Source organism: Nostoc sp., assembly GCF_036917235.1.
Lineage (GTDB): Bacteria > Cyanobacteriota > Cyanobacteriia > Cyanobacteriales > Nostocaceae > Nostoc.
In genome coordinates, this window is sequence record NZ_JBALDU010000007.1 from 66024 (window position 1) to 87789 (window position 21766).

Annotated in this window: 18 protein-coding genes and 2 pseudogenes; 8 read left to right on the forward strand and 12 right to left on the reverse strand. The window is 42.2% G+C overall.

Annotated elements, in window-relative coordinates; genetic code table 11:
* Positions 1–41 precede the first annotated feature (41 nt).
* The 3 genes and pseudogenes from V7K44_RS01980 to V7K44_RS01990 all read left to right on the forward strand — a co-directional run.
* Positions 42–980 carry a GIY-YIG nuclease family protein gene (locus tag V7K44_RS01980; protein ID WP_334928147.1) on the forward strand — a complete coding sequence of 313 codons (939 nt, stop codon included), beginning with the start codon at positions 42–44 and terminating at the stop codon, positions 978–980.
* A gap of 195 nt (positions 981–1175) precedes the next feature.
* Positions 1176–1736 (forward strand): Uma2 family endonuclease, encoded by a 561-nt coding sequence (locus V7K44_RS01985; RefSeq protein ID WP_334928149.1) that lies wholly within the window; start codon positions 1176–1178, stop codon positions 1734–1736.
* 157 nt (positions 1737–1893) lie between these two features.
* A pseudogene (locus V7K44_RS01990) lies at positions 1894–2052 on the forward strand (Uma2 family endonuclease); the annotation flags it as partial.
* Here V7K44_RS01990 and V7K44_RS01995 read toward each other — a convergent pair.
* Positions 2036–2482 (reverse strand): annotated as a pseudogene (locus tag V7K44_RS01995) (tetratricopeptide repeat protein); the annotation flags it as partial. The pseudogenes V7K44_RS01990 and V7K44_RS01995 overlap by 17 nt on opposite strands.
* A gap of 215 nt (positions 2483–2697) precedes the next feature.
* Between V7K44_RS01995 and V7K44_RS02000 the strand changes: the two are divergent.
* Together V7K44_RS02000 and V7K44_RS02005 are read left to right on the forward strand one after the other, a co-directional pair.
* Positions 2698–3417: a rhomboid family intramembrane serine protease gene (locus V7K44_RS02000; RefSeq protein WP_334928151.1), complete on the forward strand. Its 720-nt coding sequence runs from the start codon at positions 2698–2700 to the stop codon at positions 3415–3417.
* Positions 3418–3543: 126 nt separating this feature from the next.
* Positions 3544–4215: a rhomboid family intramembrane serine protease gene (locus V7K44_RS02005; protein WP_334928153.1), complete on the forward strand. Its 672-nt coding sequence runs from the start codon at positions 3544–3546 to the stop codon at positions 4213–4215.
* Positions 4216–4356: 141 nt separating this feature from the next.
* On the opposite strand, the gene V7K44_RS02010 is transcribed toward V7K44_RS02005, so the two are convergent.
* The 5 genes from V7K44_RS02010 to V7K44_RS02030 all read right to left on the reverse strand — a co-directional run bounded on the left by V7K44_RS02010 (position 4357) and on the right by V7K44_RS02030 (position 11495).
* Positions 4357–6531: a GumC family protein gene (locus tag V7K44_RS02010; RefSeq protein WP_334928155.1), complete on the reverse strand. Its 2175-nt coding sequence runs from the start codon at positions 6529–6531 to the stop codon at positions 4357–4359.
* A 225-nt stretch (positions 6532–6756) separates the two neighbouring features.
* Positions 6757–8109: a polysaccharide biosynthesis/export family protein gene (locus V7K44_RS02015; protein ID WP_334928157.1), complete on the reverse strand. Its 1353-nt coding sequence runs from the start codon at positions 8107–8109 to the stop codon at positions 6757–6759.
* A 235-nt stretch (positions 8110–8344) separates the two neighbouring features.
* A complete protein-coding gene (locus tag V7K44_RS02020) occupies positions 8345–9067 on the reverse strand; it encodes a cyanoexosortase B system-associated protein (protein ID WP_334928159.1) in 723 nt (240 codons plus the stop codon).
* 201 nt (positions 9068–9268) lie between these two features.
* A complete protein-coding gene (gene crtB, locus V7K44_RS02025) occupies positions 9269–10162 on the reverse strand; it encodes a cyanoexosortase B (protein WP_334928161.1) in 894 nt (297 codons plus the stop codon).
* A gap of 148 nt (positions 10163–10310) precedes the next feature.
* Positions 10311–11495 carry a DegT/DnrJ/EryC1/StrS family aminotransferase gene (locus V7K44_RS02030; RefSeq protein ID WP_334928425.1) on the reverse strand — a complete coding sequence of 395 codons (1185 nt, stop codon included), beginning with the start codon at positions 11493–11495 and terminating at the stop codon, positions 10311–10313.
* Between the two features lie 749 nt (positions 11496–12244).
* On the opposite strand from V7K44_RS02030, the gene V7K44_RS02035 reads away from it, so the two are divergent.
* Both V7K44_RS02035 and V7K44_RS02040 read left to right on the forward strand, forming a co-directional pair.
* Positions 12245–13798, forward strand: coding sequence for a GAF domain-containing sensor histidine kinase (locus V7K44_RS02035; RefSeq protein WP_334928427.1), 1554 nt, complete (start codon positions 12245–12247; stop codon positions 13796–13798).
* Positions 13799–14126: 328 nt separating this feature from the next.
* Positions 14127–15545: an IctB family putative bicarbonate transporter gene (locus V7K44_RS02040; RefSeq protein ID WP_334928163.1), complete on the forward strand. Its 1419-nt coding sequence runs from the start codon at positions 14127–14129 to the stop codon at positions 15543–15545.
* 77 nt (positions 15546–15622) lie between these two features.
* Here the strand turns inward: V7K44_RS02040 and V7K44_RS02045 are convergent, their stop codons facing one another.
* Both V7K44_RS02045 and smpB read right to left on the reverse strand, forming a co-directional pair.
* On the reverse strand, positions 15623–15904 hold the full coding sequence (locus V7K44_RS02045) for a WGxxGxxG family protein (RefSeq protein WP_334928165.1): 282 nt from the start codon (positions 15902–15904) through the stop codon (positions 15623–15625).
* A 182-nt stretch (positions 15905–16086) separates the two neighbouring features.
* Positions 16087–16554 carry an SsrA-binding protein SmpB gene (gene smpB, locus V7K44_RS02050; protein ID WP_094349892.1) on the reverse strand — a complete coding sequence of 156 codons (468 nt, stop codon included), beginning with the start codon at positions 16552–16554 and terminating at the stop codon, positions 16087–16089.
* A gap of 649 nt (positions 16555–17203) precedes the next feature.
* Between smpB and V7K44_RS02055 the strand changes: the two genes are divergently transcribed.
* The gene (locus tag V7K44_RS02055) at positions 17204–17887 is read left to right on the forward strand and encodes a response regulator transcription factor (RefSeq protein ID WP_334928167.1); all 684 of its coding nucleotides are present in this window, start codon (positions 17204–17206) and stop codon (positions 17885–17887) included.
* Between the two features lie 63 nt (positions 17888–17950).
* Here V7K44_RS02055 and V7K44_RS02060 read toward each other — a convergent pair whose 3' ends face one another.
* From V7K44_RS02060 to murC, 4 genes are all read right to left on the reverse strand, one after another.
* Positions 17951–18430: a low molecular weight protein-tyrosine-phosphatase gene (locus tag V7K44_RS02060; RefSeq protein WP_334928430.1), complete on the reverse strand. Its 480-nt coding sequence runs from the start codon at positions 18428–18430 to the stop codon at positions 17951–17953.
* A 118-nt stretch (positions 18431–18548) separates the two neighbouring features.
* Complete coding sequence (locus V7K44_RS02065) at positions 18549–18896, reverse strand: YbaB/EbfC family nucleoid-associated protein (protein WP_323229391.1); 348 nt, start codon at positions 18894–18896, stop codon at positions 18549–18551.
* A 173-nt stretch (positions 18897–19069) separates the two neighbouring features.
* Positions 19070–20071 carry a UDP-N-acetylmuramate dehydrogenase gene (gene murB / locus V7K44_RS02070; protein ID WP_334928171.1) on the reverse strand — a complete coding sequence of 334 codons (1002 nt, stop codon included), beginning with the start codon at positions 20069–20071 and terminating at the stop codon, positions 19070–19072.
* Between the two features lie 124 nt (positions 20072–20195).
* Positions 20196–21659, reverse strand: a complete 1464-nt coding sequence (gene murC / locus V7K44_RS02075) for a UDP-N-acetylmuramate--L-alanine ligase (RefSeq protein ID WP_334928173.1) — start codon at positions 21657–21659, stop codon at positions 20196–20198.
* Between the last annotated feature and the right edge of the window lie 107 nt (positions 21660–21766).

Genomic DNA, 21766 nt, shown 5'->3' on the forward strand with positions numbered 1-21766 from the left:
TGGGATAACTATTAAAAACCTCATTATGGAAAAATTGGCTTATGTCTGGACGATCTATCCGCATTTTTCTTGTAGATGGAACAGCTACAGGAATAATGACAACTGAGATCATGAACTGGACGGGGAAAGTGATTGTAGCTCCTAGAACGCAGCTTGTTAGCCTAGCCCAACGTAGCGAAACAAAGCGAACAGGTATTTATGCGCTGGTTGGCGAAGACCCAAGTAGTCCACTCAAAGATAAGATTTATATAGGGGAAAGTGATAACATTCTAAAACGTTTAACACAGCACAATACCGATCCTGCAAAAGACTTTTGGAGCCGTACAGTTATTATCATTAGCAAAGATGAAAATCTGACAAAAGCTCATGTGCGCTACTTAGAGAGCCGACTAATTAAAATCGCGGTCCAAACTGGTCGAGCAACATTAGAAAATGGAACATCTCCTGATACGCCAGGTTTACCAGAACCCGATGTCGTAGACATGGAGTCTTTTCTTGAGCAATTATTAACTCTCTTACCGGTACTCAACTTTCACTTTGCAACTCCTGCGCCGACAATTTCAACAGTTTTAGCAGTTCAGACAGATCAACCAGCTTCAACAGAACCAAACAGTATTTCACCAATTTTTACAGCAAGTAGTTCTGACTATAATGCTCAGGCTCAGGAAATAAACGGACAATTTGTAATTTTGAAAGGTTCAAAGATTAAAAAGGAAACCAAGAGTTCTATTGGTGCAACATATAGAGCTATGCGAGATCAATTCATGAAAGATGGAATATTGGTAGAAACATCGGATGGAGTAAGTTTACAACTCACACTAGATGTTTCAATTCCTAGTCCAAGTGGTGCTGCCAGTATAACTACCGGAATATCTGTTAACGGAAGAGAGTTTTGGAAAGTCCAGAGCACTGGTCAGACTTACAATCAGTGGGATCAAGAACGTATTTCAAAAGTTGCAACACTGACAGTTGATGAGTAGTTTTGCTAAGTTTTAAGGCTGGGTAGGTGTAATTGCGCCACAATATCTAACACGTCATGGCAGAGGACGGTTGCAAATCGCTGGTGCTTAGTCTAAGGTTGCTGGCCGTTGCTGATTTTAGCCGTTAATGACTTGCTCAAGCGATCGCCAGAAAGCATCTGCGGGATAAAATGTTAGGACGTTAACGTGAATCTTATGCTTACCAATATTCGCCTAATTAGTGTTCAAGAATATCACCAAATGGCGGAAGCGGGAATTTTGCATCCTGAAGAACGCTTAGAATTAATCGCGGGACAAATCATCAGAATGTCAGCAAAAGGAACTGCTCACGAATCAGCAATTACCCGCACAGAAAGGTTATTACGTCAATGTTTGGGTGACAAAGTTTTATTAAGAATACAGTCACCAGTGCAACTTGATGATTACTCGGAACCAGAACCAGATATTTCAGTAGTGAAGCTTAATCCATTAGATTATGAGGATCATCATCCCGATGCTTCCGAAGTATTTTTACTGATTGAAATAGCTGATTCCAGTCTTAAATACGATCGCGAAGTCAAAGCGATCGCTTATGCTAAGTCAGGTATTATTGAGTACTGGATTTTAGATGTCAATGGACGCAAGTTGTATATGTATCGTCTCCCCAGTCCAAACGGATATCACAGTGAGAGCATACTTGCAGAAGATGTGACAATTTCACCTTTAGCCTTCCCTGATTGTGCGATCGCTATTCGAGAATTATTGCGTAAAGTCTGAGAGGCGATCGTGGCTATCAATCACTCCTTTATTATTATTAGCAGGGATAAAAAATTCGATGCTTATTCTGTTCAGAAAATGTGGGAATAGTCATAACAAAAGAGAAGGCTCTTTTTTCGCTATTCTAGATTAAGTCAATCATTAAGAGATCGCGCCGATGGTTGCTTTACCCGACAACATTTTGATGAGTGCAGAAGAATATCTGGTTTGGGAACCTACCCAAGAGGAACGCTACGAGTATTGGGATGGCGAAGTTGTGATGATGAGTGGTGCTACACGCAACCATAATCGGATTTCTCTGAATTTCTCGAAGTTAAAACATCATCTGGTGTACAATTTCCCGCATACAAATCATATACGCGCTGCATGATGCGTCGAGGGTCATTTTTCACAGTTAGCAAAGAATTACGTGCCTCTTCAACACCTAACAAACGAGCTATGCAGAGATATCGCCATACTGTTTCTTCTACATCTTGAGCATTCACTGTCAAATCTATTTCAAATTGTTCAGCACCCTCAGCAAATCTTTCTGCATAATAGTACGATAATCCCCATTGCCAGAGGTAAGGTTTAATACGGGCATCCAATTGTTCTGCTATGTCAAAATCTTGAATGGATTCATCAATTTGAGCCAGTTGAAAGTTAACCATGCCTCGGCGAATGTAAGCATTTGGGTTTTTTGGCTGATTGCGAATGGTTTCGTTCCAGCGCTGGAGTTGATTTTCCAAAGAATTTGAAAAAAACATGGGTTTGATGGGCTATTGAATTGGAATCAGATGTAGTGAACGGTTTAGAGATGGCGATCGCCTACATTATGACAAAAGGTGATCGCATTGGCCACTTACAAAATGACTCTTTTGGTTTTTAAGTCTCAAAATGAGATCCATCCACGAGGTAGAAGAAACTACTTAAAAAATTCAGTATTGTGATATTACTGTCTTAAAATCAGGAAAAAACGCCCGTGGTACCCATTAGAGATAATAATCCGACAAAAATCACGCCTTATGTTACTTATGGGCTGATTGCTGCCAATGTCCTCGCTTTTCTTTATGAAGCAAGTCTTCCCCCACAAGCATTAAATGGATTTTTACACCTTGCGGCTGTGGTTCCACGAGAACTGACTTTAAGCTTTGCTGGTACTTCTGTACATCAACCGGTGCCAGAATGGGCAACTTTGATTACTTCACAATTTTTGCACGGTGGTTTTTTGCACTTAGCTGGCAATATGTTGTTTCTCTGGATTTTTGGCAACAACGTTGAAGATAAGTTAGGTCATGCCAAATATTTACTGTTTTATTTATCTTGCGGTGTTTTGGCATCCTTGACTCAGTGGTTCTTCGCTCAAGATTCTAGCATTCCTTCTTTGGGTGCGAGTGGTGCGATCGCAGGTGTTATGGGTGCATACATTCTCCGCTTTCCCAACGCCGAAGTTCTTGGCGTTGTACCTTTAGGGTTTTTCTTCCCAACTTTCCGTGTCCCCGCATATTTCTTTTTAGGATTCTGGTTTCTCGAACAAGCCTTCTACGGACTTACCAGCCTGGAAGCACGTACCAACATCGGTATGGAAAGTGGTGGTATTGCCTACTGGGCCCATGCCGGCGGGTTTATCTTTGGGGCAATTCTCGGCCCACTGTTGGGTTTATTTAGTGATAAATCCCAGGAAGAATCTTGGTATAAGTAATTTTTCATAGTATCGTATTTACCCTCAATTATACTGATTAATTTAATAGGTGAAATTGTTTAACCTTCGCAACTGCTAGCCTTACAAGCTATATTGCAGTTAGTCAATAATTTAGGAAAAACACCTGTGTTTCCCCTCTACGATGAAAATCCGACGCGAATTACCCCGTATTTCACCTATGGGTTAATTGGCATGAATGTTTTAGTTTTTATTCACGAGGTGAGCCTGTCACATCCACAATTGAGTCAGTTTTTAAGTGAGTATGCAGTAGTACCTCAAGAGTTAACCACCAATTTGAATGGAGAGTGGATAACGTTATTTACGTCGCAATTCTTACATGGTGGTTGGTGGCACTTAATCTCAAATATGGTGTTTCTCTGGGTTTTTGGCAACAATATTGAAGATCGATTAGGTCATGCCAAATATCTGATTTTTTATTTGGCGTGTGGTGCTTTAGCTGCCTTGTGCCAATGGTTTATTGGCATGAATTCTCAGATTCCTTCCTTGGGGGCAAGTGGTGCAATTTCTGGGATTTTGGGTGCGTACATTATCCGCTTTCCCCACGCTCAAGTCATGACTTTAATATTTTTGGGGTTTTTCATCACCACAATCAGAGTTCCAGCACTAGTCATAATTGGAATTTTCATTGTGCAAAATGTCATTTCCGGTCTTGCTACCCTGCAAACAGCCGCTAACATGAGCGTGGAAACTGGTGGAGTTGCATATTGGGCGCACATTGGTGGTTTTGTATTTGGGGTAATTCTTGCTCCCTTATTTGGCTTGTTTCGACGTGACTGAATACAGCATTTCTTGAAACTCGCAGCACAAAAATTGCTATTTTTCAATTCTCTGCGCTAACCTTCTCTGCGAGATGATTCTCTTTGAGAGACGCCAACGCGAATGCGATAGTCTGTGTTAAAATTTACACATTTGAAACTATTAGTTTTTGTTGGCCCTGGCTGAAACTTCTTCTGACTGTTCTACCTCAGATGTAAATGCTGATGATTTTGGAACTTCTTCAGGTACAGAAACGATGATATCAGCACCATTAATAATTGCTCCCAATAACCCTAGTTCAGATTCAACCAATTGATCGATAGCTTCACCTAGCATATTCTCTTGCGTATAGTTTGGTCGCGCCACTAGTACGATCCCATCGCTGTAGGGTTGAATTAACAAAGGGTCATTGGATATGCTGAGGGGACTAGTATCTAAAATGACTAAATCAAAACGTTCGCGGACATCTTCTATCAGCCGCCGCATTTCACTGGATTCAAGAATAGCAGCGGATTGCCGTACTGGGCCAGGGCTGGGAAGAATGTATAAATTTTCAATATCAGGAACTAAACGAATACATTCACTCAAATTAGCGTAATAACGTAGGGGTTCAATAGTGGCTTCAGGGTCAGGAATTACTTTTAAGGATGCACAACGGGAAGGCGATCGCAAATCTGTTTCGATAATTAAGGTTCTTTTACCAGCACGGGCGGAAGCAACACCCAAATTATAAGCACTTGCTGTTTTACCCTCTAGGCTACTGGTGCTAGTAATCAATACTACCTTTAAGTTTTTACCACCAATCCGGCGCATATTACTACGGAATTTCTCATAAAATTCTAAATAAGGAGAATCTTGGGAAAATACTACCGGTACAGCATCTGGCTCCAAATCATCAACTGGCATTAAAGGCAATTCTCCCAACAGTGCCACTTCTCGTTGCTTGAGGCTCTCGCGAATATCCTCTCTGGTTTTGAAAGTCCCTTCCAGCGCTCCCAACAAAAATATCACCCCGCCACCAATCAATACACCTAAGAAACCACCCACAGCAAGGGTAATAGGCACACTCTTCGGAGGTTTGGGATCGAGAGTGACTGCGGGGCGTCTGGCAATGCTGAGACTACTAGTAGTTTCTGCCTCTGCGGTTTTCGCATCGGTTAGCTTCACCTGCATTTGGTCATAAATAGCTTTTTTGAGTCCAACCTCTTGTTCTAAACGCGATCGCTCTAATTGCTTATTGGGTATTAGAGCATACTCTCGCCGGAGTCGCGCTTCTAGTTGGATTTCTTGAGCTAGTTGTTGTTGCAGTGTCTCCCGTTGGGTTTGCAAAGACACCATTTGGTTTGCCAATTGCTGGCGTGTTGGATCTAAGCTGCTTTGAGTGCGAATACCTGCAACGTTACCCTGAAGCGGAGCCGCCGTTCCATCACCACCTAAAACTTCAGCAGCACGTTGTTGGAGTAATTCCTCAGCAGCTTGTTTCTGACGCATTAACTGCACCATCGTTGGATGTTCCGGCCGCAAATCTTTTCTGAGTACAGCGATTTGCGATTCGCTTTGATAAATTTGCGCTCGTAAGTTACCAATAATTGGATCGGCACTCAAAGCAGAAGAAACATAAGCTTGTGCGACTGTTAAGCCTAACTTATTTTGTAAACTGCGAACTTGACCATCAACCCCAGAAATAGTTAATTGAATTTGCCGTTGGAGATTTTGGCTGGCAGTAATGGCGCTTAACAAGCTGCCATTCTCTGCTGCTAATATTGCTGTTCGCTCGACGCGATCGTACTGTTCCAGTTTCTTTTCAGCAATTTGCAATTCCCGTTTAGCTTGTGGTGTGCGATCGTTAATCTTTTGAATAATTGCTTGTAATCGCCCAGTATTGATGTCACTACTAACCTTGACCATTGCTTGCATCAATTCTGTCAAGGCCTGTATGGCTCGTTTAGCGTCAGTATCTACATATTTCAGTTCAAAGAAAGGAGATTCTAATTCTCCACTCTTAGCATTTTTTTTCGGTAGAGAAAGGGCAACACTTGCACCGAGTTGTTTCGGTTTGACACCGACTTTCTCTGCCACGGCTGCAATTATCTGGTTTGATAGTAAAAGATCTTCATTCAGTTCCTTTCCTTGCTGTTGGATTTCATTACCAGTTGTAGAGAAAGAAACTGGTGGTCCACTATAAGTAAGTGCCCCAGATGCTATATAGCTAATAGGTGGCTCTGGTTGCATAGCCACCACAGTTGACCCAGCGACAACTAAAGCAAAACTAGCTAGTCCAATCCATTTATATTTATCAAAAGCAATAAGATAGCGTTTAACAATTGGTGGGGTCATGGTCGCTTCGCTCCAATTCAAAATTTAAAATACAAAATTCAAAATTTAGGAAGCACCAAACAAAGATAGTGGCTTTGATACAAGGACGCTATCAACTTCCTACTGTATATATCGGTTGATATCTTTAAGACTTTTCCATTAATAAATTCAAATATTCAGTTAGAGATGTGGCTTACTACACTCCAAACTATTTCTAGGTTGTATCCTGCTTTTAATGTTACTAATTTATCTACCACCAACGTTGTCAAAAAACCGGAGAAAGGATTGAACATTGAAGAAAGGCTGGGTAATAGTAGTTAGGAAATTAGTAATTCTACCAATGAGGTTCCGACCAACAACAATAACATCATTATCTTGAAGTGCTACATTTTGCGACGCATCACCGCCTAGAGCTTTTTTAGCATCAAGTTTTTGGGTAACAGCTTTGCCTCGTTCCGAATCAAAGCGAACCAGAGCGATATCTCTCAGATTAGCAGTGTCTAGATTTACACCTCCCAAAGCATCTACAAATGTACTGCCGTTAGGCAGTGCTTGAACGGAAAGACCACCCGCAGCGTAGTTTAAAACTCGGACTCTAATCTGTGGTGTGGCTAAGGATGAACGTGCTACTAAATTGCGGTCATAACCATCCTCATTACCAACTTCACGACGGGGCACGAGTATTGCATCTCCGTCTTGTAAGCGTAAATTCGGGATTGAACCGCCATTTTGCAATGCTGCGTATAAGTCAATCGTTTGTGAAATCACAGAACCATCGATTAACTTCCGCCGTACTTGTATTTGTCGCAGGTCTGCATTCAACGTTGAACCACCAGATGTTAGCAAAGCATCAGCAACGCGGGGTGTTGGTGAATTAATTGGATAAATTCCTGGTCGAAATATTTCCCCGCTAATGGTAACTTGAACTGGTCGCGTTCCTGCCAAGGATACTACCACGATTGGATCAGGGAAAAAGCGACTCAAGCCCAAACGAATTTTTTCTTGAGCTTCTTCCAAGGTTAAACCTTTTAATGACACCGTTCCCACTTGTGGCACGATGATGTTGCCTTCTGGACTAATTACAGCTTGAAAACTGAGGTCTTGACGCTGCGTTGCTAATGCTAAAACTATTATTGGATCGACTACATAACGATTTAAACCCAAGCGAATTTTTTCTTGAGCTTCTTCCAAAGTTAAACCTTGTAAAGAAATTGTTCCCAATAACGGCACCGCAATATTACCTTCTGGGTTGATTAAAGCTTGAAAGCTCAAATCTGGAAAGCGCTGAACCGAAACGCTAATTCCATCTCCTATGCCTAAACGGTATGGACCAGGTGGACGCTGAAGCACAACACCAATTGCATCTCCTGGCCCCAAAAGGTAGCGGCTCAGTTGCGGGGAAATTTCTTCATTTGCACCACTAGGTGCAACTTCATTAACTGGCACAGGTGAAGGGAATTTCTCTGGTGATTGTCCTTGAGATGGAAAAGGCTGGGCAACAACAAGTTGGATAGGTGTTGTTAAGAAAACTCCCACTTGAAGACTGACAAAACACAGGGCGCTGAATCTACGCATATAATAACTGGGATCTATGAACATCGGTGTAGAAAATATTGATATAGAAATTAGTCGCGCCGAGTGGTTATTTTACTCTAAAAATGCCTTAAATGTCTCTTTTATCTAGAAGTATTTACCAAGAGAAAGAGAATAATTTTGCTAAATTTAATTTCTAACTTCATGTTGTTAACATCATTTTAGGTGAGTTTCAGCCTGAACACAATTTATAGACATACTCTTGATAAATCCCTGCACTTGATAAATCTCTTAACAGACTCTACAAAGCGCCTGCCATTAATGCAGCTTGAACTGTTTCCCCAATAGACTGGGCTAAAGGCCAAGATGTTTCTACCTGCCCCAAAGGTTCCATTGGAATCAGAATGCTCACGCCAACCCAAGGAGTGCGTTGCTTGCGCCACTGTGCCAGTTGATCTGCCAAGAACCAGTGAAAAGGTGATGGATTTCCGCCGTCTGGCATCGCATACCATTGCAAAACAGCGAAGGTTTGCTGTGGTGTGGAGGCGCGAAAAAACCTAGCTTCTACTTTAGTTTCGACATTAGAAGCTAACTTTGCAGATGGTTTGACAGTAAATTCCGCAGAACGAGATTGAGCTATATCCCACTTTCCCCAGCGCGATCTTCCCCAACCGTTAACATCTGTCCACTCTACCTCTGGTTGATCCATAGGCCCATTTTGCGGCAACAAAAGCAGGATTGCTTGGGATTCGGAACCTTCTTTTTTAATTACCTGCAAAGACCAATTATGTTCGCCAATTTGCTGTTCTGCTTGTTCAATGGTTTGCCAACCAGGAAGGGTTAACCCAGTCTTGCGGATCTGTTTTAATTCGTGGAGGGTAGGAACAGGGGGCGGCTGTTTCCATTGCCAGTGTCCTGTCAGATATCCGGGAACCCCCGCCATTGCTAGCAGCAGTAGCAACAACAAAAGTGCTGCTACCTGAGTCAATTGGTTTTCCTTGAAAAATTTAGAGAAGGAAATCATCAGTAAAATTTGCAATACTTAGGCAAAATCTTACTTTATAAAATCACATTGTGAGTTCAGTAATATTTAGGACTTACGTAGAAGTGATGAAAAATTAAGGGATCAGGGGAGCAGGGGAGCAGGGGAGCAGGGGGGCAGAGGAGAATTTGCAGTAAGTTTTTCCCTCTGCCTTTTGTGTCCAATGCCCAATAATCAATGATTCTAACTTTCTACTTCTTGTTCAGTTTCTAGGGATGCTGAAAAATAGCTATTAATCCAATTCAGTAAGGGCACTAGTGACACCAGCATACAAGCAGAGTAGAGATCGCCACCCCAACCCTCATGCAGCCATTTAAAAGACGCTTCTTGACCCGTGCCGTGAAAGAAAGTCAGTAAAGTATTACGAATGATATTGGCAATAATACTAACGATCGCAGCAAGAGATAAAAACGATATGGTTGTGCGGCGTGAAGACAAAGCATCTGTCCAATAAAGCAGCATCAAGCCCACGTAGAGAGTCGTAAATAACATTTTCAGCCCTGCACAATAGGGAGCAACTTCTACAATCCGTCCTCCCACGTAAAGATTGATCTCATCAACGGTTACTTCCATACCAAATTGGTTCAGTATGAAGCCTGCTGTGCCAGCGATGAAGCTTTGGAGAGGCATGGTATAGGGAGCAATGAGATAGGGTAATGCTGTTGGGGTTGCTAAAAATACTAATAGTAGAGGGAATCCTTGTAATTGCAAACCTGCTATTCCTTTAAACCACAAGCATAATCCGATCAATATCACGGGCAAGGAAAGGTTAACCCACTCTGTAACACCGCTAAGATAAAAAATTGCCCCTAATAACAATAAAACAGCGCCCAAAGGATTGATGGTATCTGGCAAACGTTTCCACTTTTTCCGGTTCATCCAGGCCAGATAAGCCGCAAATGGTAGACCAATAATTCCGTGGCTGAAATATTCGTGTTCTGTACTGATATTTTTGTGCAGCCAACCATCCAACCAGTGTAACAATATCGGAGCATAAAGCAGCAGCAAAACGCCTAAAATAGCTAGATTTAACAAGCCTGATGCGTTTATATTTTTAACCTGTTGCTGGAGTGCCATGATTTTCAGTATTAGTCATTGGTCATTAGTCATTGGTCATTAGTCATTGGTCATTAGTCATTGGTCATTAGTCATTGGTCATTGGTCATTAGTTTTTAACAAAGGACAAATGTCTAATTTTTAGATGTACATTAAGTATGAATTAACTTCAGGCTACCACGCTGCCCAAGTCGGCAGGAGATAGATTATCTACCTGATAACTCGTTGAGACTGCATTAGCGATCGCTGCTACAACTTCTTTAACTTGGCTACTACTCAAACCAGGATACATCGGTAATGATAATATTTGCTTTGACAACTTCTCTGCTTGGGGAAAATCTCCCAGTTGATAGCCTAAGTTGGTGAATGCTGGCTGGAGATGACAAGGAATTGGATAGTGAATACCAGTTTGAATTCCCGCCGCTGTGAGTTTTTCCTGGAGTTGCTGGCGTTCTATTGGGCAAGAATCATCTACTTTAATCACATAAAGATGATAAACGTGTCCTGTATCGCTTTGATTTTCTATAGGGATAATTCCAGCGGTTGCTAAGGGTGCTAGTTCATTATCATACTGCTGGGCAATAGTCAGGCGATCGCGATTCCACTGCGGCAAATATGGGAGTTTTTTGTGCAAAATTGCTGCTTGCAAGGTATCCAAGCGGCTATTTGTACCTGGTTCAGTATGAAAATACTTTTGCGATGCACCATAATTTCGTAAGCGCACCATCTTTTGGGCTACATCTGCATCTCGTGTCAGCAGCATTCCCCCATCCCCAAATGCTCCCAAATTTTTGCTGGGATAGAAACTAAAAGCTGCTGCTATTCCTACTGAACCAGCGTGATATCCGTCTCTTTGGGCAAGATGTGCTTGGGCTGCATCTTCAAAAATTAGGAGTTTGTAGGTATCGGCAAAGTTCACTAGCTCGCGTGGTGATACCATCTGACCATAGAGATGGACAGGGATAATTGCTTTGGTTTGAGGTGTAATTGCCTTTGCTGCTTCTCTTAAATCAATTAAAGCAGTTTGGCGATCGCAATCTACCAAAATTGGCTTGGCCCCAGCACGTATTACCCCAATTAAGGTGGCGATAAAAGTATTTGCGGGTAAAATCACTTCATCACCAGCACCAATATTACACGCTTGTAATCCCAGAGCGATCGCATCTGTTCCTGATGCCACACCAACTCCATAAGCCGTACCAGATACTGCCGCAAATGCTGCTTCAAAATCTGAAAGTGCTTGTCCTAAAATAAAATCTCCCCGTTCCAACACTGATTGGATTGCATCTTGCAACTGCGTTTGAATTGGTTTATGTTGTAACTTCAAGTCTACAAACGGAACTCTAATAGTCATTTTATTCATTACCAGTCGTCCTCAAAAAATGTTTCATCACATGGAAAAAATAGAAAACCTTCTACAATTTTCGGCATGAAATTGTAATAGATTTAATCTATTGGGTAAAAGCTTAGATCAACTATTTAGGCGGTTATGGTTAATTCAAAATCACGCCCTCTTAATTTGAGCAACCGAAGTTGCCATCAGACTTCTCTGAAGCCGCCACTCCAACTTCTCTCAAAATTCAAAAAGTTCAGAAAGTGGGCTTTTCAATAATTTGATAGCTTGCTAATCCGTAGGGATATGGTTGGTCTATTTAGATCATCCTGCACTAGGATTATCATCTCTGGGTACTAGCTGTTATCAGTAAAATGTCTATATTTAATTACATGAATGTCTATTATTTTAAGTAAATTTACTTTGAATGTTCCAGTAAAAATTTTCCCTTATATACATAAAGAATGACAGCCCCTTTGTATTGTATCCTTAGCATTAGCTTACCCTGGCTGAATCCAAATCTAACGCAGTCTGATTGCAAAATCTCAAGCAAGAAAGACTACACCAGTGCTAAATAAAGAACATTCAGCACCAGTAACTAGTAACTAGCAGACACCACATCTTGGCTTAATGGAAGGGAGAAAAAAATTTTGCCCTAAATTTGTTTGTCAGAGGCAAAATTAGGGAATGCTTAAAAATAGCAATTGATAACCTAGAAATAGGACTTGGATCAATTACACGATCGAGAAATTATTAAGGTAGCAGTGGCAATGATAGAGCCTGAAAACAAATTATTTGCCCTAAAGGATGGTTGGGATTCTCATGAATCAAGAGAACAGCAACGCCTCAAAGCTTTGTCCGATTTAGGTTTGCGGCAACCAGAAACGATTCCGGTTTTTGAAGAAGCCACACAGACTGCCGCCCGCTTTTTGGAAGCACCAATTTCCATATTGGGATTTGTGGATCAAGAACGCCATTGGTTCAAATCGGCGGTAGGCTTATCTAGGCTGGGACTAATGAATCATTTGGCACAAAGCCGCCAACTACTACGCCGGGAATCATTTTGCACTCAGGTAGTAGAGAGTTTGCAATACATTAAAATAAATGATACGCATAAACTTAACGACCCAATACTTGTTAGCAGCAAGTTGGTGCAAGATTATGGCATTCGTGCTTATTTAGGAGCGCCACTGATTGATGCTGAGGGACGTTGTTTGGGTGCATTGGCAGTGATGGATTTAGTGCCACGCAATTTTACACCCCAAGACATTGAGTTTTTACAAATCATTGCTCGTTGGAGCATGAGTGAATTTGAACGTAACCGACTCCTGCAAGGGAAACTCGAATCAAGCGCTGCCAAGAACGTTCCGATATTCTCACTTAATGAGGAACGTAATACTGAGATTAAAATCACTGCATCCACTCAAGATAGCGACTCTGTTTCTACTAAACAATTGAAGCTAGAACTTTTGAGTCAGCTAACTCAGGAGTTACGCACGCCCTTAACATCTGTACTCGGTATGGCTAGTGTTTTGGGACGTGAGATTTATGGGCCTTTGACGACTAAGCAGAGAGAATATTTGGAAATTATCCAACACAGTGGTCGCTACTTACTTTCCCTAGTAAACGAAATTACCGAACTAGGAGCTATGGATGAAAACTCAACTGTGCTAAATCTAGCTCCCGTGGATATTGAAATGCTATGCCAACAAGCTATCAATACCCTAGAAGAAGTAGCTAATCGCCGCGAGCAAGATATTCGCCTGTCTATAGAACCGGGACGCAGCCGCATTTGGCCTTTAGATAAAGACAAGGTGCGGCAAATCCTCTATCACCTGGTTTTCAGTGTGATTCAACTTTCGGCTACAGGTAGCATTGTTCGCATTCATGTTTCTTACAAAGAAGATACGCTCAACATTACTATTTGGGTTTCCCATCCCTGGTTAGGGGATGGTATAACAGAGGTCGATCCTTATTTCCGTCTCAATTCTTTGTCGCTGCTGGAGCTTACAGGTGAGGTAGCAACTTACAATACTCATACAGAAAGACAAGAACAACTAGATACTTCATCAGTAGCAGTAGAAAATTCCAAAAACTTGAATGATTCCCACTCAAATTTCTTTGCTACTAGTTCAGGTATAAATTTAGCTAAATCACATGGAAGTCTTTCTCGTGAAAGCTTGGGTCTATTATTAAGTTGTCAACTAGCAGAATTGCATGGTGGACACATTTTGATTCAAGGTTCACCAGAATCAGGATATCGTTATGTACTTTCTTTGCCACTGCAACTAGCGACTTCCTCAAAAGCAATTAGCGATGTCTAATCGTGGGGATTGGGGAAGGTGGGGCCCCCTCTGGGGATAAGAGGTAATGGAGATTGGGAAAGACGTATTTTCTATCTAGATTTCATTAATTCTCTGTGTGCTTTTGCGCTTACCTATGCCTTTAAATTTCAAACCTCAATTCGCCACCATTTTACGTCAAGCTGTACTAAGTATATGAAGAACTATCTTAACTTCCTATTGGATGATGGCTAGGAATAAGAGCGCCATCATGCGATGTGCAATTTCTGTTATTACCTTTTTATAGCTATAGGCATTATGATCGATTCCAAGTTCTGCGTCGGCAGGCTAATCGATCGCAATGTTTTTTATGAATTTAGTCTGGCAACGATTTACTCTATCAACTTTACCGCTCAAAGAATATCTTGCTACCAGTTATGTACATCGCTCTCTGGTGGGACTGCTAAGTTCTTGGCGGCAAACTAGCGTCTTGCTTCAATGGGGAGATGCGATCGCAGCGGCTTTACTCAGCTTAATATATGCTCTAGCACCTTTTGCTTCGAGTACATTGGTGGGTTTTTTGCTGGTGGCTTGTGTCGGATTTTGGCTGTTGTTGACTTTATCTGATGAAGTAACACCAGCAAATGTCTCGTCAGTCACTCCCATTCACTTGCTGGTATTGCTCTACTGGGGAGTTGCCGCAGTCGCAACAGCATTATCACCAGTGAAAAAGGCGGCACTTAACGACTTGGGAACCTTGACCTTGTATTTGCTACTATTTACCCTTTGTGCCAGGGTATTAAGGTCACCTCGCCTGCGTTCTTGGATTATCATCCTTTATCTGCACGTATCGTTAATTGTTAGTGTATATGGGTTGCGGCAATGGTTTTTTGGAGCCACAGCATTGGCAACTTGGGTCGATCCAGAATCTCCTATGTCTAAGACTACAAGAGTCTATAGTTATTTAGGCAATCCCAACTTATTGGCTGGATACCTCCTACCAGCAGTAATTTTTAGCTTAGTGGCAATTTTTGTATGGCAAAGTTGGCCTAAAAAAGCTCTTGCATTAACAATGCTAATTGTCAATATTTCCTGCCTGATTCTGACTTTTAGTCGTGGCGGTTGGATTGGACTAGTGGTGGCAGTGTTAGCTGTGATGGCATTGCTAGTTTATTGGAAAAGCGTGGAAATGCCTCGTTTTTGGCGTACTTGGTCAATACCGATTGTTTTAGGGGGTTTGATCGGCGTATTGGTTCTAGCAGTAATATTTGTAGAGCCAGTGCGGCTGCGAGTCTTTAGTATTTTTGCCGACCGTAAGGATAGCAGTAATAATTTTCGCCGAAATGTGTGGGATGCTGTTTTTGAAATGATTCGCGATCGCCCGATTTTCGGCATTGGCCCCGGTCACGGCTCTTTTAATAAAGTTTATCCCCTCTACCAACGCCCTCGTTACACTGCTTTGAGCGCCTATTCGATATTGTTTGAAGTGACTGTTGAAACTGGCTTTGTTGGTTTAGCCTGCTTTCTCTGGTTACTAATTGTCACATTTAATACCGCATTTTTACAAGTGCGACGATTGCGACAAATCAGAAGTGTAGAGGGATTTTGGTTAATCGGAGCGATCGCTATTTTGTTGGGTATGCTAGCTCACGGTACCGTAGATACTGTCTGGTATCGTCCTGAAGTCAATACCCTTTGGTGGCTCATCGTTGCCTTAATTGCCAGCTACTGGACACCTTTAGCTCAAAACCAGACAAATTCAACTAACTCAGAAGCAGCAACAAACTAATATAAATAAGTTGTCAGTTGTTTTCTTATCGGACAACTGACAACTTTTGAATTTTCCATGAATAAATTTTGAATTGTCTAGTCTCTGTAGGTAGTGGCACTTGGAGCATTAGGGTCGCGATAAGCTACAGATTCGCGATCGTTCTTTTTGCCAGCCAAACCGCCTAGACCGAGTAAACCAAGCAATCCTAGCCAACCCCAATCAAAATCGTTGCGATTGTCAGTAGTCGTTGTTGGAGCAGTAGTAGTGGCTCCGGTGTCATTAGTTGTCTGAGCTTGTGCAGATAGAGATAAGGGTAAAATTCCCATACTCAAGGTGAGAACGCCAGCGCCAACAGCGGTAATAAAATTACTTTTCATAGTTGTAAAAGTTCCTGATGCTATTTGAAGTCACTCACCACTGTATCGAGTCTCAACCTTAACAAAATCAATCTGCGGCTATAAACTCGGCATTTTCATCACTCACGCTGTAGACATACAACATAACTTTCACAGCAATCCGTTCCTCACTCTTGCTGTGGTAGTTTAGCAACACCGAATCCTCAGTAGCTTTTCATGGCCCGTTGAATATCACGCTGGTCTTGGCGTCGTTTCAGGTCTTCTCGTTTATCGTGGAGCTTTTTACCTTTGCCAAGAGCTATACTCACTTTTAGCCAGCCTCGTTTGAGATACATTTTCAAAGGGATTAAAGTTAAACCCTGCTGTTCCACTTTGCCAATTAGCTTACGGAGTTCTTGACGATGCAATAGTAACTTGCGTGTACGCCGTGGTTCATGATTAAAATATTGTCCGCTAGCGTTGTAAGGCGAGATATGCACATTGATCAACCATGCTTCGCCATTGCGAAGCAAAGCATAGCCATCTTGGAGATTGACTTTACCCGCACGAATCGACTTCACCTCTGTTCCTGTCAACTCAATTCCAGCTTCGTAAGTTTCTAGAATTTCATACAAATAACGGGCTTGACGGTTGTCGCAAATAACTTTGTAACCTTCGTTCTTGTCGCTCATTGATAATTTTGTGTGCTTTAAATGTACCTAAAAAATTATTTGGATTGGCTTGTAAATTATACGGTGTATCTTAGAACCGCTATAAACGGTGAACTGTATATCACTAATTTAGCTTTTCTAAGTTCACAATTAAGCTTTTCTGGCAACTTTAAGTTATCTGATACCGATTACCTCTGAGGTTTCATAGAACAAGTTGCTTGAGCAACTTGTCTCACCAAGCCTGATTTTGTGCAGTTTCACAAATAGGACTTCATCAAGTAGAGGCAATACCCTTGGGAAGCCGCTTGTACGAAAGCCTCCGCGTAACTTTCTTCTTTGCGTTTAGATAAATTCCCCTCACTCCCTTTTTGCATAAATCCTGACAAATAATTGGTATGACGCTAAGGAATGAACATTCACTCTCCTTGATTGATGAGTTGTTACAAATTACAAAGCTCTCTATACCTCATAAGCACAGGGAGTCTAGGGTGGTACTTCGTTAACCTTCCTAATGATTTAAGATTTTCTTTATAAATAAACCCTGAGAGCAGTCATTAGCTGGTAATCCTGTCATAGTATGAAACATAAGAACACTATTATTGTCTGTGTTCAGTAACGGAGTACATAGAAGCAAATTTCTGAGTAAAAAAATGCTAGGGGTGTATTATCCATGCCCTTGACGATCCTTGTAGTGGATGATGATTTGGGCACTCGTCTGTCTGTTAGCGACTATCTTGAACTGTCTGGCTACTCAGTGATCACGGCTAATGACGGTCAAGAGGCCTTGTTTATGGTGGATGAGTATCATCCTGATTTGATTGTGACGGATATTGTTATGCCACGGATGAATGGCTATGAACTGGTGCGCCGGGTGCGTCAACAACCAGTGTTTCGTTTATTGCCTGTAATTTTATTAACGGCACGCATTAAGACCCAAGAAAGAATTCTGGGCTACCAGTCAGGGTGCGATTTATACTTACCCAAGCCTTTTGAACTGGAAGAGTTAGCAGCAGCAATCCGCAATCTTTTGGAGCGATCGCAAATTATCCAATCAGAGTATCGTTTTTCTCATAAAGATAGTTTGGGAATTTCCGGCTTGACAAAAGCGGGGGATGCCCATAATTCTCTGTCCACTCAAATTCAGAAATCCCATCTGCCCTCAGCCCTAACTCACAGAGAACAGGAAGTCTTAGAGTTATTAACTCATGGTCTTTCTAATGCCGAAATGGGCCTTCAACTACACCTAAGTCCTCGAACTGTGGAAAAGTACGTTAGCAGTTTATTGAGAAAAACCTCAACCAGCAACCGCGCGGAATTAGTCCGTTTTGCGATGAAGCATGGTTTAGTGGAATAAAAGTTAGGAGGAGAGACGCGATTAATCGCGTCTGTACAGGAGTGAGGAATTAAAACTCCTAACTCATAACTCCTCACTTTTAACTTTTGTCAGCAAACCTTCACAAGCATCGATCAGTAAATCAATAACCTGATTAAATCCCTCTTCACCGCCGTAATAGGGATCTGGAACTTCCTTTAGAGTGTGTCGAGAGCAAAACTCGCACATCAAACGCACTTTATGCTGATACTGCCTAGTTTGATCGAGAGTGAGGATGTTCTCATAATTTTCTCGATCCATAGCCAAAATTAAATCAAAGTCTTGAAAGTCTGACTTTTGAAACTGGCGTGCTCGACCACGCAGTTTAATTCCCAACTTAGTAGCAGCCGCAGCACTCATGCGTCTGTCAGGTGGGCTACCAAAGTGATAGCTAGATGTACCAGCAGAGCCACAGAGGATGCGATCGCTCAAGCCAGCCTGCTCAATTAAATGATTCATGAGATTTTCTGCCGATGGCGATCGGCAGATATTACCTAAGCAGACAAACAGCAACTTGTAAGGCATAGATATACTTTGTCCTTTGTCAATAGTCATTTGCCCTTTTTCCTTTGTCAATAGTCATTTGTCTTTTGACTAATGACCAATGACTAATGACCAATGACTAATGACTAATGACCAATGACTAAAATCCAGGTAACTCCAACCCACTGGTTAATTCTTCCATACGTTCCCGCATTGTTGCTGTGGACTTGTTGTAGGCTTCTTTCATTGCCACTGTTACAAGATCGGAAAGTACTTCTGCACCTTCTGCTAAAGCATCTGGAGAAATTTCCACTCGCTTGGGTTCTTGGTTCCCACTGACAATAACCTTCACCAGACCACCGCCAGATTCTCCTAGAATCTCCATTTGCTCCAATTCTTCTTGGAGTCGCTTTGCACCTTCTTGAACTTGCTGCGCTTTCTTAAAAGCTTCGGCTAATTCTTTCATTTTTCCTAAGCCAAAGCCGAATCCCTGTCCTTTTCCTGTCATAATTATTTGTACGCGTGTGCGTTGAATAACAAATCAAATTCAATTATAGATGCGGTAAGTAATTTGACTCTTTTTTTACCAATAATTAATGCGTCATAGAGTTGAGAGTAGGGAGTAAGGTATTGGACATTGGTTCTTATATTCTTCTACCTTATCTCCCCATTCCCCATTCTTTATCCACAAGCACCTTGAAACTCTCCGAGCATTTTGACTTCTGGCTCTAAATTAATAGACCAACGTTCTTGTACTTGATGTTGGATGTGGCGAATGAGACAGAAGATATCACTAGCTTTTGCTCCACCACGGTTAACGATAAAATTAGCATGGAGTAGCGCTACTTGCGCTCCACCAATTTGGTAGCCCTTCAGACCAGTTTGTTCAATTAACCAGCCAGCACTGTAAGGTTTGGGATTGCGAAACACACTGCCACAACTGGGGAAGTTGTATGGTTGAGTACTTAACCGATGCTTTTTATGTTCTTTGGTAATTGCCACAACTTTTGCTGGGTCTGCACCTGGCGCGAGTTGTAAGGTAGCTTGGGTGACTATGCGATCGCCACCTTGCAATAATGAAGTCCGGTAGCTATAACCTAACTGATCGGGGGTAAGAGTTTCTAGCGTACCATCGGGTGAAAGTACCTCGGCACTAACTAACATATCTGCGATACAGCTATTATGTGCCCCTGCATTCATCACCACAGCACCTCCGGCTGTTCCAGGGATGCCAACAGCCCACTCCAATCCTTGCCACCCTAATTCTGCTGCCGCCAATGCCAAGCTAGGAATTGATTCTCCAGCAGCAACGGTTAATTGACCGATTTGGGGGTCAAAGTTGCTGAAGCGGAGATGACGAGTAGCAATGACTAAGCCTGATATACCACCATCGCTCACCAGGAGGTTAGAACCTGCTCCCAGTGTTGTCACCTTTAAATTACGTTCTTTTGCGTATTTAAGACTTGCTTGCAGTGCTTCTAAGTTTCGGGGGGCAACGTATAAATCAGCTGCTCCCCCAACTCTATAGGAAGTAAATGCTGACAAAGAAGCCTGGGACTTGATCGCACAATCAGTACTCGGTAAGTAAATTACTTCGCTCTCCACTGAATTAGCTGTTTGCTGTTTCTTTGTATTCAAAGCAGAAACTGTGCAGACGTTTCCAGCTGCCTGGGAAATGGTCATCTTTACTTTGGTTTGGTAAAATTTTTACATTAATCTACCGCAAAGATACGGTAATAGAGTTCACAGATGAAACCGTTGCGAGAAGGGCGCTTTGCTTAGAAATAAAACTTCGCAAAGTTTCCACTTAGGATGTGGCTTTAGCCGGCTCACAAAGTGCCGTAATTACTTCAGGAATCACTTGGTTCAAATTTCCAGCCCCTAAAAACAGCGCCAAGTCTCCTGGGCGTAGTGTTTCTAGCAAGTAATCACACACTGCGGGTAAAGTTGGTTGATAAACTACCTGCGAATGCTGTTTAGCAATTTCCGCCGTTAGACGTTCACCACTAATTTGCCCTAAATTAGGTTCGCCTGCACTGTAAATATCAGTCAGCACCACCAAATCAGCATGGGTAAAGGACTCGGCAAATTCTTCTAAAAAGGTCAGTGTACGGCTATAGCGATGGGGTTGGAAGATAGCAACCACTCTTTGCCCTGGTCTTGCCTGTAAACGTGCTGCGGCGAGAGTAACGCGAATCTCGCTAGGGTGATGAGCATAGTCATCAATGAAGGTAATGCCATTGACTTCACCTCGGAACTCAAAGCGTCGTCTTGCTCCTTCAAAAGTGGCGATACCTTTGGCAATTGCTCCAAATTCTAAGCCCAAAACACGACCAACAGCTACTGCGGCTAGGGCATTGCTGAGATTGTGCCGACTGAGCAACCGCAACTTTAACACGCCCAAAGCTTTGCCTCTTTCCCAAACCAAAGCCGTGGTACCATCAGCACGATAATCAATATTGGTGACGGTGTAATCAGCGTCGGTATCTGAGTGTAAGCTGTAGCTGATTGTGGGTTGCAAGCGATCGCGCACCGTAGCACAGTCAATGCTACCTATTAACGTTTTACAACCCTTAGCAAATGTCTGGAACGTATCAATAACTTCTTCTAATGTATCGTAGTGGTCAGGGTGATCGAGTTCAATATTGGTGATGATACCAATTTCGGGAGCGTGTTTTACCAGAGAACCATCTGATTCATCTGCTTCGGCTACCAAATATTGGCTTTGTCCCAATCGAGCATTACCGGACCATGCATTGACTTCGCCACCGACCAAAATCGTTGGGTCTAAACCTGCTTCTAGAAGCATATAGCCAATCATGCTACTGGTTGTAGTTTTGCCGTGTGTTCCTGCCACTGCAATACTGTAGTAATCGGCAATTAAAGCTGCTAGTACATCTGAACGATGTAAAACTGGACAACCTAATTCCAGTGCTGCTTTGTATTCTAAATTATTAGTGTTAATTGCTGTTGAACAAATGACTTGAGGCAGTTTTGACTTAGTATCAGTAGGTAATTGTTCTTGTGAATTTAATACTACTGGATTCGCTAATATCTGAGGGCGAAAGAATTCGAGATTGCTTGCCTCTTGTTTACCAAAAATATGAGCGCCGATAGATTCCAACTTGTGCGTAATGTGGTTAGGACGAAGATCCGAACCTGATACTGGAAATTGACGCTTTGCAAGAACGTATGCCAGAGCAGACATACCTATGCCACCGATGCCAATGAAATGAAATGGTCTACCACTAAAATCTACAGAATTAGTCATTTATTGCTCCTCTTACACCACACCACACCATAATCACAAATGACACGCGTATCATAACAGGAATTTGATTTTTACCGTAACTACTCCTGTATCATGTTAATGTTTGA

What these genes read in the sequence shown, in the direction of transcription:
- murC (WP_334928173.1), bottom strand. Translation starts at nt 21,659, where the DNA reads ATGACTAATTCTGTAGATTTTAGTGGTAGACCATTTCATTTCATTGGC.
- V7K44_RS02065 (WP_323229391.1), bottom strand. Translation starts at nt 18,896, where the DNA reads ATGACAGGAAAAGGACAGGGATTCGGCTTTGGCTTAGGAAAAATGAAA.
- V7K44_RS02045 (WP_334928165.1), bottom strand. Translation starts at nt 15,904, where the DNA reads ATGAAAAGTAATTTTATTACCGCTGTTGGCGCTGGCGTTCTCACCTTG.
- V7K44_RS02055 (WP_334928167.1), top strand. Translation starts at nt 17,204, where the DNA reads ATGCCCTTGACGATCCTTGTAGTGGATGATGATTTGGGCACTCGTCTG.
- V7K44_RS02040 (WP_334928163.1), top strand. Translation starts at nt 14,127, where the DNA reads ATGAATTTAGTCTGGCAACGATTTACTCTATCAACTTTACCGCTCAAA.
- V7K44_RS02020 (WP_334928159.1), bottom strand. Translation starts at nt 9,067, where the DNA reads ATGATTTCCTTCTCTAAATTTTTCAAGGAAAACCAATTGACTCAGGTA.
- V7K44_RS02015 (WP_334928157.1), bottom strand. Translation starts at nt 8,109, where the DNA reads ATGTTCATAGATCCCAGTTATTATATGCGTAGATTCAGCGCCCTGTGT.
- V7K44_RS02030 (WP_334928425.1), bottom strand. Translation starts at nt 11,495, where the DNA reads ATGACTATTAGAGTTCCGTTTGTAGACTTGAAGTTACAACATAAACCA.
- V7K44_RS01980 (WP_334928147.1), top strand. Translation starts at nt 42, where the DNA reads ATGTCTGGACGATCTATCCGCATTTTTCTTGTAGATGGAACAGCTACA.
- murB (WP_334928171.1), bottom strand. Translation starts at nt 20,071, where the DNA reads ATGACCATTTCCCAGGCAGCTGGAAACGTCTGCACAGTTTCTGCTTTG.
- V7K44_RS02010 (WP_334928155.1), bottom strand. Translation starts at nt 6,531, where the DNA reads ATGACCCCACCAATTGTTAAACGCTATCTTATTGCTTTTGATAAATAT.
- V7K44_RS01985 (WP_334928149.1), top strand. Translation starts at nt 1,176, where the DNA reads ATGCTTACCAATATTCGCCTAATTAGTGTTCAAGAATATCACCAAATG.
- crtB (WP_334928161.1), bottom strand. Translation starts at nt 10,162, where the DNA reads ATGGCACTCCAGCAACAGGTTAAAAATATAAACGCATCAGGCTTGTTA.
- smpB (WP_094349892.1), bottom strand. Translation starts at nt 16,554, where the DNA reads ATGAGCGACAAGAACGAAGGTTACAAAGTTATTTGCGACAACCGTCAA.
- V7K44_RS02035 (WP_334928427.1), top strand. Translation starts at nt 12,245, where the DNA reads ATGATAGAGCCTGAAAACAAATTATTTGCCCTAAAGGATGGTTGGGAT.
- V7K44_RS02060 (WP_334928430.1), bottom strand. Translation starts at nt 18,430, where the DNA reads ATGCCTTACAAGTTGCTGTTTGTCTGCTTAGGTAATATCTGCCGATCG.